At 61.4% G+C, this 14085-nt stretch carries 11 protein-coding genes; 6 read left to right on the top strand and 5 right to left on the bottom strand.

All coding sequences use genetic code 11. The features are described from left to right. Positions 1 to 8 precede the first annotated feature (8 nt). Positions 9 to 2579 (bottom strand): TonB-dependent receptor, encoded by a 2571-nt coding sequence (locus ACX3VQ_RS05145; protein WP_462579860.1) that lies wholly within the window; start codon positions 2577 to 2579, stop codon positions 9 to 11. A gap of 340 nt (positions 2580 to 2919) precedes the next feature. On the opposite strand from ACX3VQ_RS05145, the gene ACX3VQ_RS05140 reads away from it, so the two are divergent. Further along, complete coding sequence (locus tag ACX3VQ_RS05140; protein ID WP_462579859.1) at positions 2920 to 4593, top strand: sulfatase; 1674 nt, start codon at positions 2920 to 2922, stop codon at positions 4591 to 4593. Positions 4594 to 4606: 13 nt separating this feature from the next. Continuing rightward, positions 4607 to 5452, top strand: a complete 846-nt coding sequence (locus ACX3VQ_RS05135) for a hypothetical protein (RefSeq protein WP_462579858.1) — start codon at positions 4607 to 4609, stop codon at positions 5450 to 5452. On the opposite strand, the gene ACX3VQ_RS05130 is transcribed toward ACX3VQ_RS05135, so the two are convergent. After that, the gene (locus tag ACX3VQ_RS05130; RefSeq protein ID WP_462579857.1) at positions 5446 to 7182 is read right to left on the bottom strand and encodes an arylsulfatase; all 1737 of its coding nucleotides are present in this window, start codon (positions 7180 to 7182) and stop codon (positions 5446 to 5448) included. The genes ACX3VQ_RS05135 and ACX3VQ_RS05130 overlap by 7 nt on opposite strands. A 58-nt stretch (positions 7183 to 7240) precedes the next feature. Next, positions 7241 to 7576: a hypothetical protein gene (locus tag ACX3VQ_RS05125; RefSeq protein WP_462579856.1), complete on the bottom strand. Its 336-nt coding sequence runs from the start codon at positions 7574 to 7576 to the stop codon at positions 7241 to 7243. Positions 7577 to 7693: 117 nt separating this feature from the next. Here ACX3VQ_RS05125 and ACX3VQ_RS05120 point away from each other — a divergent pair, with 117 nt between their 5' ends. After that, positions 7694 to 8644, top strand: coding sequence for a formylglycine-generating enzyme family protein (locus ACX3VQ_RS05120; protein ID WP_462579855.1), 951 nt, complete (start codon positions 7694 to 7696; stop codon positions 8642 to 8644). On the opposite strand, the gene ACX3VQ_RS05115 is transcribed toward ACX3VQ_RS05120, so the two are convergent. Together ACX3VQ_RS05115 and ACX3VQ_RS05110 are read right to left on the bottom strand one after the other, a co-directional pair. After that, positions 8641 to 9621, bottom strand: a complete 981-nt coding sequence (locus ACX3VQ_RS05115) for a glutathione S-transferase family protein (RefSeq protein ID WP_462579854.1) — start codon at positions 9619 to 9621, stop codon at positions 8641 to 8643. The two genes, ACX3VQ_RS05120 and ACX3VQ_RS05115, sit on opposite strands and share 4 nt — an antisense overlap. Before the next feature lie 11 nt (positions 9622 to 9632). Further along, entirely contained in the window at positions 9633 to 10703 is a 1071-nt protein-coding gene (locus tag ACX3VQ_RS05110; protein WP_462579853.1) for an MBL fold metallo-hydrolase, read from the bottom strand. A 549-nt stretch (positions 10704 to 11252) separates the two neighbouring features. Between ACX3VQ_RS05110 and gloA the strand changes: the two genes are divergently transcribed. From gloA to dld, 3 genes are read left to right on the top strand one after another with little or no spacing between them, the layout of a single operon-like run. Further along, entirely contained in the window at positions 11253 to 11792 is a 540-nt protein-coding gene (gene gloA / locus ACX3VQ_RS05105) for a lactoylglutathione lyase (RefSeq protein ID WP_462579852.1), read from the top strand. 33 nt (positions 11793 to 11825) lie between these two features. Continuing rightward, positions 11826 to 12281 carry a cupin domain-containing protein gene (locus ACX3VQ_RS05100; protein ID WP_462579851.1) on the top strand — a complete coding sequence of 152 codons (456 nt, stop codon included), beginning with the start codon at positions 11826 to 11828 and terminating at the stop codon, positions 12279 to 12281. Then, on the top strand, positions 12241 to 13950 hold the full coding sequence (gene dld, locus ACX3VQ_RS05095; protein WP_462579850.1) for a D-lactate dehydrogenase: 1710 nt from the start codon (positions 12241 to 12243) through the stop codon (positions 13948 to 13950). The genes ACX3VQ_RS05100 and dld overlap by 41 nt, the downstream gene beginning before the upstream one ends. Positions 13951 to 14085 lie beyond the last annotated feature (135 nt).

The following is a 14085-nucleotide window of genomic DNA, read 5'->3' as shown; positions in this document are numbered from 1 at the left end:
CACCCGGCTCAGAACGTCTTGCGCAGGGTCGCCCCGAAGGTGCGCGGCTGGCCCGGTGCGCCGCTGAACGAGCCGGCCTGCAACACCGTTGGCGATGCAAACACAAGATATTGGTCATCGAACAGGTTGCGCGCCCACAGGCTGATGCCAAGCCCGCTCTGCGTGCGGATGCCGAGCGCGGCGTTGATCAGGTTCTGTTCGCGCGTGTAATCGGTCGCATCGATGATCGCCTGCTCTGCGGGATTGTCGAAGAAGGGCGAATCGCCAATATGCTGCCAGTCGGCCCGCACGAAAGCGTCGAGATCGCCGATCGTGAACCCGTAAGCGGCCGCCAGGCTGAACTGGGTTTCGGCGATGCCCTGCGGCTTTTGTCCGGAGATATCGATCCCGTCTCCGAAATTGGGGAAGCTGTCATAGACCGGATCGAGGAAGGTCGCGCCGCCGGACAGGACCAGCCCCAGATACGGGCTCCAGGTGAAGTCGAACTCGACCCCGAAGGTCGACTGCTCGGCCGCATTGGCAAGCACGAATCCGTCTTCGGTGAAGACGTTGGTCTGGAAATTCTGAATGGTCTGATCAAACACGGTGAGGTTGAAGCTCAGCGTGTCGAAGGCCGCCTTGATCCCAAGCTCATAAACCTCAGAATCCTCAGGACCAGCAAAACGAGTGCCCGATGACAGGTTCACAAGGTTGAGCCCGGCATCGGTGATCGGCGATGAGGGGGTCGAAAACACCGGACGCTGCGTGAACCGGTCGAACACGGGATTGCCGGCGGTATAATCCTCCGGGAACGGACGGCTCTGGCGCGACAGGTTCCACGAGGTCGCCTTGAAGCCAGTCGCATAGGAGACGTAGACATTGATGTTGTCGGTCACGTCATAGGCCAGCCGCGCGGTAAAATCGGTGCTGTTGTCGTTGCTTATCCCGTCCTCGACCGCGTTGGGAAAGCCGAGAAAGGGCGGAAATGGCTGCAAGGCACGCACCGCGTTGAATGGATTGGTGGGCCCTTGCGCCACCGTCAGCGCCTGTTGCTGGAGCTGGGCGTAGAGCTGCGGGTTGGTCTGGATGAACATGCCGACCTGTGCGGGGTTGGTAGGATTGACGCCCCTGCCTGTCAGCAGCTGCCCAAGGGTCGCTGCATAGCCCAGCTGTTCGAGATTGAGGCTGGCCAGCGCCTCGGTGCTGACCGCGTTCAGGCTCACTTCCTTGTGGTCGTCGGTGTAGCTTATGCCGAATGTGGCGGTCAGCCGGTCGGTGATGTTGATATCAGCCGAAGCGAAGATCGACCACGCCGTGTTGTCCTGATGCCCGGTATCGGTGATCCCCTGACCCTCGCCGCCTAGCGTGGGCGATGGGGTCCCGGTGGACTGGGTGACGAGGTTCTGAAGATTGACCAGAACCTGCGGGTTGCCGATCAGCGAGTCGAGATAGCGGCGATAATCCGCGCCATTGAGAATCTGGTTGTTCACATCCAGCGTCTCATCAAAGTAATAGCCGCCGACGGTCCAATCGATCAGATTGCCCGCGCCGACCGACTGCAGCCGGATTTCCTGCGTGAAGGTTTCGATCTCGCTGCTTTGATTTACCGTGCCGAACAGCGAAAGATCAGTTACGTCGGCATCGAAATCGGATGAATTGGTGTTGCTGCGATAGGCGGTGATGCTGGTCAGCGCGGCAAAGCCCAGATCGACATCACCCTGCAGCGATAAGCCTGCGTTCTCGATCTCGTTGGCTGGCGCAACGTCATAGAACACCTCGTAAGAGTACGGATCTTCCGAGACGAACTGTCCGCCCAGCGCGCGGATATTGGCGCCGGTCGGACCCTCGACGAGGTTGGTGACGCCGCAGCAGACCTCGTTGATCTTGTCATAATCGCCGATCAGGCGGAACGAGACATCGAGCGTCGGCTCCCACAAGATATCCCCGCGCACGCCCCAACGGTCGCGCTGGTTGTAATCGGCGCCCGTGCCCAGATCCTCGAAAAAGCCATCGCGGCGGTTGTAATTGCCCGAAAGCGAGGCAGCGAGATTCTCGGTCAGCGGCCCGGTGACATAGGCATCGAAGCGGCGCAGATCGTAATTGCCGATGCTGGCTTCGACCGCTCCGGAAAGTTCGAATTGCGGCTTGCGGGTGGTCACCGAAATGATCCCGGCTGAAGCGTTCTTGCCGAACAGCGTCGACTGCGGCCCACGCAGCACCTCGACCCGTTCAAGGTTGGGCAGGTCCGAGATCGCCGCTGCCGAGCGTGAACGGTAGACCCCGTCGATGAAGACACCGACCGAAGGCTCAAGCCCGATCGCGTTCTGGCCGTTGCCAAAGCCGCGAATGAAGAAGGTGGTATTGCCCGAAGTCTGCCCCTGCCGCACCGCCAGCGAGGGCACCAGTGTCTGGAGATCAGCGAGGTCCTGAATTTCGGCCTGCTCGATTCCCTCGGCACCGACCACCGAGACGGCGACCGGGGTTTCCTGGAGGGTCTGCTCGCGCTTGGTCGCGGTCACGACAATGACGGGGACCCGCGGGGTCGACACGTCCGGCTGGTCAGGATCGGCCTGTTCCTGCGCAAGGAGCGGCGTGCCCATGCCGATCAGGAGGGCCGGAAATGCGGCACCAAGTGCCAACTTCGAACAAAATGTGACGGGTTGATCCCCCCGGCGAGATTGCAGCACTATTCCCTCCCAAGTCCACAGCCGACATTCAATGTGCCGGATGATTGATTGCATTAATGGTATACATTATTTTGTGACCTGCAAGGGGTGAGTTGCAGGCAGGGGGCAAAGGTCCGGAGCACCCGCTTTGTAGCGGTGCATTGCCTTTTCTAATCGAACCCATTAACCATTGCTCAAACGGGTTTGCAAGCGGCGGTAAGACCGGCTGCACTGGTATGCCGGAGACCGGAACGCGGCAGGGAGTAGGATGCGAATGCTGAAGAAGATCGGGATCGTCGGGCTTGTCGCTGTGCTGCTGATCGGAGCGCTCGGGTGGTTCAACCGCGCGACGATTATTCAGATGATCGCGCTGAACCGTGCCGAGGCGAACCGGATCGAGGCCGACCCGACCCAGACCGTTCCGTGGAGCAAGGGCCCCGCCGAGGCGAGCACGCCGCTCGCCGACCGGCCGCCCAACATCGTCTTTATCCTGCTCGATGACCTCGGCTATAACGACATCACCACCTTCGGCGGGGGCATTGGTGGCGGCAAGGTGCCCACCCCCAATATCGATCGGCTGGCAGCACAAGGCGCGATCTTCTCGCAGGCCTATTCCGGCACCGGCACCTGCGCGCCGTCCCGCGCGATGCTGATGACCGGGCGCTACCCGACGCGCACCGGGTTCGAATTCACCCCGACGCCCGATGGCATGACCAATGTGATCGCCGCCTTCGCCGCAGGCCGCGAGCAACCACACCTACCCTCGCTTGAAGTCAATCCCGCGGTCAATGATGAAGACCTGCCGTTTCGCAACAAGGGCCTGCCGCAATCGGAAATCACCATTGCCGAGCTGCTCAAGCAGCGCGATTATCACACCGTCCATATCGGCAAATGGCATCTCGGCAACAGCCCGCAATTCCTGCCCAATGCCCAAGGTTTCGACGAGAGCCTGCTGATGCACAGCGGGCTGTACCTGCCTGAGGATGACCCGAACGTCGTCAACGCTCGGCTCGAATTCGATCCCATCGACAAGTTCCTGTGGGCCGCGATGAGCTTTGCCGCATCCTACAATGGCGGTGAGCCGTTCACACCGGGCGGCTATCTCACCGATTGGTGGACCGACGAAACGCTGCGGGTAATCGAGGCCAATCGCCACCGTCCGTTCTTCCTCCACCTTGCGCACTGGGCGCCGCACACGCCGCTGCAGGCCACCAAGGCGGATTTCGACGCGGTCGGCGAATTCGGGACGCATCACGAGCGGGTCTATGCCGCGATGATCCGCGCGGTGGATCGCAGCATTGGGCGGGTAATGGACAAGCTTGAGGCCGAAGGGCTGGCTGACAACACCATCGTAATCCTGAGCAGCGACAATGGCGCGCCCGGTTATATCGGCATCCCCGAGGTCAATGCGCCGTTCCGGGGCTGGAAGATCACCCTGTTCGAAGGCGGCATCCGCGTGCCAATGTTCGTCAAGTGGCCGCAGCGCATCGCGGCGGGCACGGTGGTCGATACGCCGGTGGCGCATATCGACCTGTTCCCCAGCCTCGCCTCAGCCGCCGGTGTGGCCCTCCCCAGCGACCGTGTGATCGACGGGGTCGACTTCATGCCCGCCGCCTTCGGAACTGGGCCGGTCACCCGCAAGGACAATGCGATCTTCTGGCAATCGGGCAACTACCGGGTGGTGCGCGCGGGCGACTGGAAGCTGCAGGTGGATGGCTATCAGAACAAGCTCTGGCTGTTCAACCTCGCCGCCGATCCGGGGGAGCGCAAAAACCTTGCGGTAAAGCAGCCCAAAAAGGTGGCTGAGTTGAAGGCGCTGCTCGCTACCCATCACGCCAATGCAGTTCCCTCGCTGTGGCCGCACAGCCTGATCAGCCCGATCGTGATCGACAAGACCATCGATCAGGCGGTGGCCAAGGAGGATGAATACATCCTCTGGCCCAATTGAGGGAGTGACCGGAATGAACATCGTGCTCTCCGGAATGGCTGTGGTTGGCGGGATTATCGTGCTCGCCATCGTCGTGGTCGGGGTCATTGGTCTGCGCCAGCCATCGCGCCGCATCTACCGCTATCGCACCGTCATCCTTGCCGCCATCCGGCAGGACCAAACTGGCGCGCGCCTGACCGCCGACAACCTGATCGCCGGCAAGACGCTGTGGCGAGGCTCGGCGCTGTTCACGCTGATCGGTGGTGGCGAGCCCTATTGGACCCAATACCTGATCTTCCCGCCCGGCGGCTTGGATGTGGCAGAACTGAAGGCGCAGCCGGGGGTTTCGGACCTGTATGTGGTGGAACTCGCCCTTACACCGGTCCCGGCAATTGCGCTTGGCGTACTGCGGCTGCGCCATTTGCTTGGTCTCACCCGCAGGCCTGCCGCGCCATTGCCGAGCGCACTCGACCATATCGAGGGGCGGCGCGATGTGCTGCCCACCATTGAAGCCATCGCCAACGCGCAGGCCCTGCCTTCGGACATGACTTTGGCCATGATGAACTTTCTCGAATATCCTGCCATCGCCAAAGGCGACGCTGCGGATGGGCGCGCGGCGTATCATCGCTATGGCCGCCAGGCCATGCGAGCCGTTCACGCTGTTGGCGGCCAGTTCCTGTTTGCCGGCCAGATCACTTCGGTGCTGGCCGAACCGCAAGAGCCGCAATGGCAGGAGCCCTGGGACGATCTCGCCGCGATGATCTATCCCGATCCGACCGCGATTTTCGCGATGGAACAATTCCCATTCTACCGCCGCGCACTCGGCGACCGGGACGAGGGGCTCAAACGCACCCGTGTGGTCGCCATCCGCGCCTATTGAGCGGCCCTGCGCCGGCGCACCAGCACAACGACCCTTCGCACCACCAACCTGATTATCAGCGCCAACACCAGCAGGACAACTCCAAGCACGGCGTAAAGCCAGGGGTAGTTGGTCAACAGCCGCGCCCCGATGTTGCGGTTGACCTCGGCGATCGAATCATACCCTTCCGGCATGGCCAGCACGCCGACCCGCTCGGTGTAAGCATCATAGGCTGCCAGCAGCTTCGCCTTGACCGCTCGCTCGCGCGCGCTGAGATCGGTCGTCTCACCCGGGTCGCGCACAATGTTATAGAGCCTCCACTGGCCATCGCCGACCGGGGGCACGCTGCGGGTGATCTTGTGGTCGCCCAGATAGAGCGCTGAATTGCCCGAAACCTCGATCGCGCGGGCTTCGTCAGCGCCATAGGCGCTCTCGGCCTCGCCTGCGAGCACCGGCAACAGGCTGCGCCCGGTCATCGGCTTGCCTGCGCTGGCTCCGGGATCGACCTCCAACCATTCGAGCACGGTCGGAGCGATATCGGTCACCATCGCCGGGCTGTCGATGCGTTGCGGCTCGATGCCGGGGCCCGCCATGATCAGCGGCACCCTGATCCCGCCCTCGGTCGCGTAGAACTTGTACCACGCACCGGGAGTGGCGGCCGCTGCAGCCCATTCGGGCCCGATGAAGCCCCAGTGCCCAGGACCGCCCATGGTCTCAGGCCCGATGTCATAACCGGTCAGCCAGTGGAACAGGCTGAGGGTTGCGCTATCGTCGCCGCGTGAAGGCTCCGGGCCATTGTCCGACGAGACGATGAAGATCGTGTTGTGGTATTCTCCGATGGTTTTGAGGTGTACGATCAGCCGTCCGATGTGGAAGTCCATCGCCTCCAGCATCGCTGCGTTCACCTCCATGCGCGCGGCATAGAGCGCGCGGTCTTCGTCCGAGAGACTGGCCCACGGACGAAAATCGGGCGGCAGGGCGGCGAGCGGTGCGCCTTGCGGGATCAGACCGAGCGCCTGCGCCCGTTCATGCCGCTCCTTGCGCAGCACCTCCCAGCCGGCGTCATAGCGGCCCTTGTAGCGGTCGATGAATTCCTGCGGCGCCTGTACCGGGATGTGGACCGCCTGAAACGGCAGATAGGCGAAGAACGGCTTGGCGGGATCGGTCTCTTCCAGATATTTGATCGCCGTATCGACGATAAAGCGCGAAGAATAGAAATCCTCCGGCAGGTTGGTCTCGACCCCATCCTCGAACCACGGCGCGTCCTTGTAATAGGGCATGTAGGACCGGTCGTCCCAATTGTCCGCGCCCGATGCAGCGAGCGCAAAGCTGCGGTCGAAGCCGTGCGCCTGCGGCATCTCGTCCGGCGCCTCGCCCATGTGCCACTTGCCCGCCATGACGGTGCGATAGCCCTGTGCCCGCAAGCGGTCGGCCAGCGTCAGCACCCCCGGCTCGAGTGCCATTTTGTAGCCGGGCCTGCCGCGCTGCTCTCTGGGCAGGACTTCGGGAATGGTGGCAATGCCGGTGAGGTGCGCGTCCATCCCCGTCAACAGCATCGCGCGCGAAGGTGAACACAAAGGCGAAGCGCGGTACTGGGTAAAGAGCGCCCCGCGTCCGGCCAGAGCGTCGATATTGGGGGTGCGCGCCTCGCCCCCATAGGCACCGAAGTCCATCAGCGCCACGTCGTCGGCGAGGATGACGACAATGTTGGGTGGCTTGCCAGCCGGGTTGGCAAGGCTGTTCGCGTCCACCAGGGAGGCGACCGCAAATAGCGGCAATAACAGGCAGGCACGCAGCGATGTCACAGCCTTACCCAACCCTGGCGGGTGCGCGTCCGAGGATGCGGCTGGCCACAAGAAGCACGCTGCCCATCACGATCTCGATCGCGACAAAATGGGCGAGGAATGAAGCACCGTGAAACAGATAAGCATTGGTGCGGTACGCCGCTGCGCCGAGGATCAGCACTGCCGCCGCAACGAACCACGGCCGATCACGGGCGATCAGCCCCAGCACGGCGAAGCTGGCAGCGCCCAGAAACAGGGCACCGATGTCCATCTGGCTGCTCAAGCCACTGCCTGTCAGCAGGGGCATCTCTAGCGCCCGCGCCGCGCGCTCCGGTGCGGTCAGCCAGAGCGTTGCGTTCAAGCCCATGAATAGCGCTATCAAAGCGACAAGCCCCACCAGAACCAATTGACCCGCTTTCATGCAAACCCCTCTTCACCGCTGATTTAATGCAGTATATTACCATTGCAATGTGTGTCAATGGATGCAGATTCCCAGCGCCTCGTCAGAAAGACTGTTGTGAAGCGACTATTTCTTCCCGTTCTGCTCGCCGTCTCCGCCTGTGGAGAGAGCGATGGTCAGGACTCTACTCCGCTTGCTGCCGCAGCCTGCGAGGGGTTGGCCGAGCCCGGTATGGTCTGGATCGCCGGGGGCCGTTTCACCATGGGTGCGGATGCCTATTACCCCGAAGAAGGTCCGCCGCGCGAGGTGGAAGTCGATGGGTTCTGGATGAGCCGGACCGAAGTTACCAATGCCCAGTTTGCCGCATTCGTTGCCGCGACCGGCTACCGCACCGAGGCCGAGCGCGATCCGCCGCCGCTTGCCGGCGCGCCGCCCGAGATGCTTGAGCCCGGCTCCGCCGTGTTCCGGGTGCCCACGCCGGACAACCGCAACTGGTGGAATTGGGTGCCGGGTGCACAATGGCGCCACCCCTCTGGACCGCACACTACGATCCGCGGGCGCGACACCGATCCGGTGGTGCAGGTCACCTATAATGATGCGCTCGCCTATGCCCAATGGGCGGGCCTGAGTCTGCCTAGCGAGGAGCAGTGGGAGTTCGCCGCGCGCGCCGGTGCTGACGTTTTGCCTGAACCAAAGGATGCCTTGGGCAAGCCGACCGCCAACTACTATCAGGGCGTCTTCCCCGCCCGCGATACGGGCGAAGACGGCTTCACCGCGCGCGCACCGGTGGGCTGCTTTCCAGCCAATGCATTCGGCCTGCACGATATGATCGGCAATGTCTGGGAATGGACCACCAATGCCGCGCGCCCCGGCCAGCCGGTCAATGTGATCAAAGGCGGCTCGTTCCTGTGTGCGGCCAACTATTGCGCACGCTACCGCCCCGCTGCCCGCCAGTTTCAGGAGCGCGATCTCGGCACCGATCACATCGGGTTTCGCCTCGTGGACAACGAACGGCCTGCGCCGCGCTAGGCGAAGAGCGTGAGCAAATCATGGCGCGTCAGCAGCGCATCGACCTCCTCGCGCGCGGCCGGGGGCAATTCGGCATGGCTGCGGCGCAAGGCATCGAGGCACTTCACTTGATAGCCGAACGTGCTCTGTACATAGGGCAATCCGTCTACTTCAATCCGGAAGCTACCCTCACCCGCGGCAAGGGCCGCGGCGTTGGCCAAGAGGAAAGGCGCGTAGATGCGGCCCGCTTCGCCGACCAGCGCCTCGACCACAGGGTCCCAGCCCGGCGCCCAATCGCCTTCCACCCCCGAAGCATCGTCGACATGGGCGAGCCAGCGATAGGTGTAAGGATAGTCGCGGCGCATCATCGCCTGCGCGGTCGGATCGACGCCGAGCTGCGAGATCTGCCCGTAGATCCCGAACTCAGCCATCGACGGGCGGGTGCCGAACAGCCAGTGGCGCGTCGTCACATGCGCTTCCAGCGCGGCCAGCACCCGGCGGGTCGAGGCCTCGATCAGCGGGAAATTTTCACGCGTGCAGCCGACCAGCGCCATGCGCCCGACCTGCCGGTCGCGGAAGGCGGTAGCGAAGCTCTCGATCTGAGCCAATCCGCCGCCCTGGAACAGATCGAAGGCGAGCCAGTGGCTCATCTGATCCTGATCCACCGCCTCAAGCCAGCGATAGCCGAACATGGCCTTGGTCAGCCATTCATCGGCGAAATCCTCGATCAGCTGCGCGATGAACGCCTGCGCCGGATCCTCGGGGATAATCGAGCGTTCGAGGTGCCTTGCTTCGAGATCGTGGATCAGCGGCGTGCTGTCATTGGCGAAATGCCCTTCGGGATACTCCAGCACCGGGATGACCGGCGCCTTCACATGCGCCTGCGCCGCGCGCGTCGCCGGGCCTTGCGACCAGACATGCGGGATTCGGCGATAGCGCAGGACCGCCCGCATCTTCATCGAATAGGGGGAGGCGAGTGCGCCGTGGAGTTTGTACATTGTGCCCTGTCCTACAGCAGCTTGCGGCGATCGATAGCCTCGCTGTTCGGCGGGAGCGAGAACAGCATCCCGTCCTCACCCACGACAATACTGCCGTCGAACCGCTCGGGCGCATCGCCGAGAAAGGCAGGGTATAGATAGTCCATTGGCACCGGCGGAACGAGATGCGAGAGCACCAGCATCCGCGCGCCCGCTTCCTGCGCGCTCTCCGCCGCCTGTTCGGGCGTGGCATGGTAATCCTGGATGTCGTGGAAGATCTTGGCGGTATTGGCATTGCCTTGCGCTGCGAAGGCCGCCTCGATGTCCTCCAGCATCCGCGGCTGCAAGGCATCGTGGACGATCAGGTCCGTCCCCTTGCAGGTGGCAATCAGCTTGGCCGATTTGGCGGCGTCGCCGCTGATACACACCGCGCGCCCCTTGTAGTCGAAGCGATAGCCGACCGCAGGTTTGATCGGATCGTGATCGACCTTGAAGGCCCTAACGGTCAGGCCACCGCCTTGGAGGATAATCGCGCTGTCGCCTTTGATGGCAAAGGGCCGCGCCTCCGCCCCGCCGCCGCTGCTCGGCACGACGGTCTCGCCGTGGTGGGCGATCCGGTAAGTGTGATCGAGCGCATAGGCCGCATTGAAGCCCGCCACGACCTGCTCGACGCCTTCGGGGCCATAAATCGGCAGCGGGGCGGTGCTTGCACTGCGGGTCCAGTGGTACAATAGAAGCGGGCCAATGCCGTCGATATGATCCGAATGGAAGTGTGTGAGCAGCAAGGCGTCGACATCGCCGGCGCTGACGCCCATCAGGTTGAGGTTGCGATTACCGGTCTCGCCCATATCGACCACAAACACCTGGCTTCCCGCGATAACGACGCTGCAGGGTCCGGCGCGCTGCGGATTGGGCATCGGCGAGCCCGTACCGCACAGGCCGACGTGAAGGCCGTCATCGAGGCTAGTGAGTTGGTCACGGCCAGCCATTTGCTGGGTAGCCCGCTGCACGACATAATGACCGATCTGCTTCTGAAACAGAAATGCTGCCGCCGCCACGATCGCCGCAACAACCACCAGCCCGATCCCGATTCGCTTCATCATCGATCCCCTTTTGGTGGCCTCTTGGATTAATTGATTGCATTAGGCAATTGTTCTTGCGCAAGTCTGATGATGACGCGGCGGCTTCGATGGGCGATCATTTGCTCACGGCACACGAGCAAGCAACGGGTCGGCAGCTTGCTGGCTTTGTGTCCTGAAAGCTCGAATGTGTATGTGGCACATTGGCTCTGGCGACACCCTCTTAGCTGTTTCATTTTGCCGTTCAAATGATCCTGAACGGGGTCGTTGACTGAATGTCCGCTTTGCCGACCTTCTGATCTGCAAGCGGAATGTCTGAAACCGGCCCAGAAGCTGCCCTTCGAGCCAAATGGCTGTGATGACCGAAAGTGGGCCGCTAGCGGTCCGTCAGCTTTTTGCAACGATTGCTGCGAATGCTGCCTTTCCGCAAGCGTTCAGGAAGGGGGACTTCGTCTTTGCGCAGGCTGACAAGTTAGTTTGCAGGATCAGGCAAGCGTCAATCGGTGATGACGATATGCTTGAAAAGGTGCGAACACGCCTGATTGCGTCGAGAACCGAGAGAAATTTAGTAAGATGCCAGATTTGCCCGATCAACGCCCGGAAGGGGACATATCCGCTCCCGCGGAAACCAAGGGTTTCGTGTTCAACCAGACGATGCTGCGTATCAAGGATCCCGCGCGTTCGCTGCCGTTCTACCAGCATGTCTTGGGGATGACCCTGGTGAAGGAGATCCCTTTTCCTGAGATGGAATTCACGCTCTACTTTCTTGGCTATGTCGGGTCGGCTGATGAATTGCCTGACGACGCGGAGGGTCGTCTGCATTACGCCTTCGGGCAGCCAGCCATGCTAGAACTAACGCATAACTGGGGCACCGAAGACGAAACTGGTGAGGTTTACCATAGCGGCAATGATGACCCGAGGGGGTTTGGCCATATTGGCCTGGCTGTCCCCGATGTGGATGAGGCATGCAAAAGGTTCGAGGCTCTCGGAGTTGCGTTCGTCAAACGCCCCAACGAGGGGAAAATGAAGGGCTTGGCCTTTATTAAGGACCCCGACGGGTACTGGATCGAAATCCTCAATCCTGCAAACAGTACTGTGATTTGCAGTAGTTGAGAGTTGCGTTGAGAAAAAAGGGATAGATAGCCAATGACGAAGAATTTTAGTCCTGTTGAGGGACGGGCAGTCCAACTCGACGACATCGACTGGGTGCCCTTCCCCGATTCATTGAGCGCTGGGGGTATCCGCTGGAAACTCTTGAACGTGGCACCTGAGTTGGGCTCTTGGGCTGCGATATTTGACTGCCCTGCGGGCTCGTCCTTCAACAGCCACCATCATATCGGTCCGGGCGAATATTTCCTGACGAAAGGCCGAATGGAGGTGCGCGGCGGATCTGACGATGGCGGAGATACTGTCACGGCTCCCGCCTATGGCTACGAAGCGACCAGCGCGTTCCATGGTAAGACCTATTTCCCGGTCGACAGCGAGTTCTACATGACGTTTCTCGGACCGCTGCAATTCGTGGACAAGCCAGGAGGCGAAACTCTTGCGCTGGTGACCTGGGATGGCGCGCAGGCAGCGTGGGAAAGCGCCACCGCTGGCTGAATGTAACGGCCGCCTGGTCGATGAACTCCGCAATGCGGTAAGAAGAGGTCAGGTTCTCACGGATTGCAGAGAGACGCAGTCGTATCGATCCGGCTATCGCGTTGGCGACGGGGCCGCTCTGGCAGTCGTTCGCCCTGGAACGTGCTTGGAATTGTGGCGCGTGGCCCAAGTCTGCGTTCGCCACCAATCGATTATCATCCTGCAAGCCGCAAACACAGGATTGACGGGCGGTTCCACGCCATTCGGCAGCTACGACCGACCGGTCATCGTAATTTCGACCCTTATGCTTGATGCTGTTCTGCCCCTCGATGACAGCACGGATGTCATCTGCCTGGCAGGCAGTACGCTCACAAATCTAGCAAGGGCAATCGAGCCATCCGCGCGGTTACCCCACTCGGTGATTGGCTCTTCCTGCCTTGGAGCGTCAGTGGTTGGCGGCATTTGCAACAATTCGGGTGGTTCGCTCGTGCGTCGAGGGCCTGCGTTTACACGTCACGCGCTTTTTGCGCGAATTGATGCCCACGGCATTCTTCAACTCGTAAACCATCTCGGGCGTGATCTTGGCTCAAGCCCAGAATCCATACTCCGAAGTCTGGACGCTGGTGACGCGGGTACTGCCGATGAGAACGATGGCGCTGAAGCCGGGGGGGATTATCTAAGCCACCTGCGTCAGTTTGACAGCACGCCGGCCCGTTACAACGCCGATCCACGGCGATTGTTCGAGGCATCGGGATGTGCGGGAAAGCTGATTGTCTTTGCAGTGCGAGTGCCGACCTACCCTGCTCCCAGGAAGGAACAGACGTTTCTGGTTACAACCGACGATGCAGCACGACTTGGCGCATTGCGCCGTGCCATTCTCTCCGACCTCGTCACCGTTCCCAGCACTTGCGAGTACCTAGATCGCGATGCCCGCCAACTTGCTGCTCGATTCGGTCGTGACATTTGCCACCTTCTGGCTGCCTTCGGGGCGGGGGCCATGCCGATCATACAGCAAATGCAACGCAGGCTTGACATAGTCGGCAGCAAACTCGGCCTGAGGCCAAATCTGTCAGCCAGGCTATCCCAAACGATTTCCCGCGCTACCCCGCATCCGCTGGCAGCCGATCTACGTGCCATGTTCGATGCGCACGAACATGCCTTGCTTTTGACCACGGACGACGATGGGATCGCGCAACTGAGTAACCTGCTGCAACGAGCTTGCACGGATCATTCGATGCAGTTTAGCGTACTCGATCGCGGACAGGCAAACGCTGCGTTCCGGTTGAGGTTTTCCAGTGCCGGTGCAACGGTCCGAATGCAGGAGTTGTCGCGCAAGGCGATCGAACTGTCTTCGCTCGACATCGCACTTCCCCGAGGCGCGACTGATTGGCAGTTCGTCCTCCCCGAGCGACTCGAAGAGCAGGTCTTGGTGAAAGCCGCCTACGGGCATTTTCTGTGCCATGTATTCCACCTCGATTTCCTCCTCCGGCCCGGAGTGGACAAGGAACTGTTCGAGGGCGAGGTAAAACAATTGGTGGAAGAGCGCGGCGGCCAAATGCCCGCTGAACACAATTTCGGGCATCTTTACGAAGCACCACCGGAAGTGGCAGGTTTTTATCAATCGCTCGATCCCACCAACACACTCAATCCAGGTATTGGCAAGACCTCGCGGATGCGGGGATGGTCTTAGCCTCGTTGAACATTGCCGTTTGGTGGAATCTCATCTATCGTGCCGACGGGCACCAGAACCCGATTTGCCGACAGGGCGATACATATGACCTAGCCATAGATTGAAAAGAAAACAGTGGTTTGGTCGGGAGAGAGT

This window comes from Altererythrobacter chaiwopuensis, from assembly GCF_054957735.1.
Note: the sequence above shows the minus strand (reverse complement) of the source record. Positions and strands in the feature narration are given on the sequence as shown.

Excerpts from the sequence above, each read along its gene's own strand:
- ACX3VQ_RS05120 (WP_462579855.1), top strand. The coding sequence starts at position 7,694 with ATGGATGCAGATTCCCAGCGCCTCGTCAGAAAGACTGTTGTGAAGCGA.
- ACX3VQ_RS05115 (WP_462579854.1), bottom strand. The coding sequence starts at position 9,621 with ATGTACAAACTCCACGGCGCACTCGCCTCCCCCTATTCGATGAAGATG.
- ACX3VQ_RS05110 (WP_462579853.1), bottom strand. The coding sequence starts at position 10,703 with ATGATGAAGCGAATCGGGATCGGGCTGGTGGTTGTTGCGGCGATCGTG.
- ACX3VQ_RS05135 (WP_462579858.1), top strand. The coding sequence starts at position 4,607 with ATGAACATCGTGCTCTCCGGAATGGCTGTGGTTGGCGGGATTATCGTG.
- dld (WP_462579850.1), top strand. The coding sequence starts at position 12,241 with ATGGCGCGCAGGCAGCGTGGGAAAGCGCCACCGCTGGCTGAATGTAAC.
- ACX3VQ_RS05140 (WP_462579859.1), top strand. The coding sequence starts at position 2,920 with ATGCTGAAGAAGATCGGGATCGTCGGGCTTGTCGCTGTGCTGCTGATC.
- ACX3VQ_RS05100 (WP_462579851.1), top strand. The coding sequence starts at position 11,826 with ATGACGAAGAATTTTAGTCCTGTTGAGGGACGGGCAGTCCAACTCGAC.
- ACX3VQ_RS05145 (WP_462579860.1), bottom strand. The coding sequence starts at position 2,579 with ATGGGCACGCCGCTCCTTGCGCAGGAACAGGCCGATCCTGACCAGCCG.
- gloA (WP_462579852.1), top strand. The coding sequence starts at position 11,253 with ATGCCAGATTTGCCCGATCAACGCCCGGAAGGGGACATATCCGCTCCC.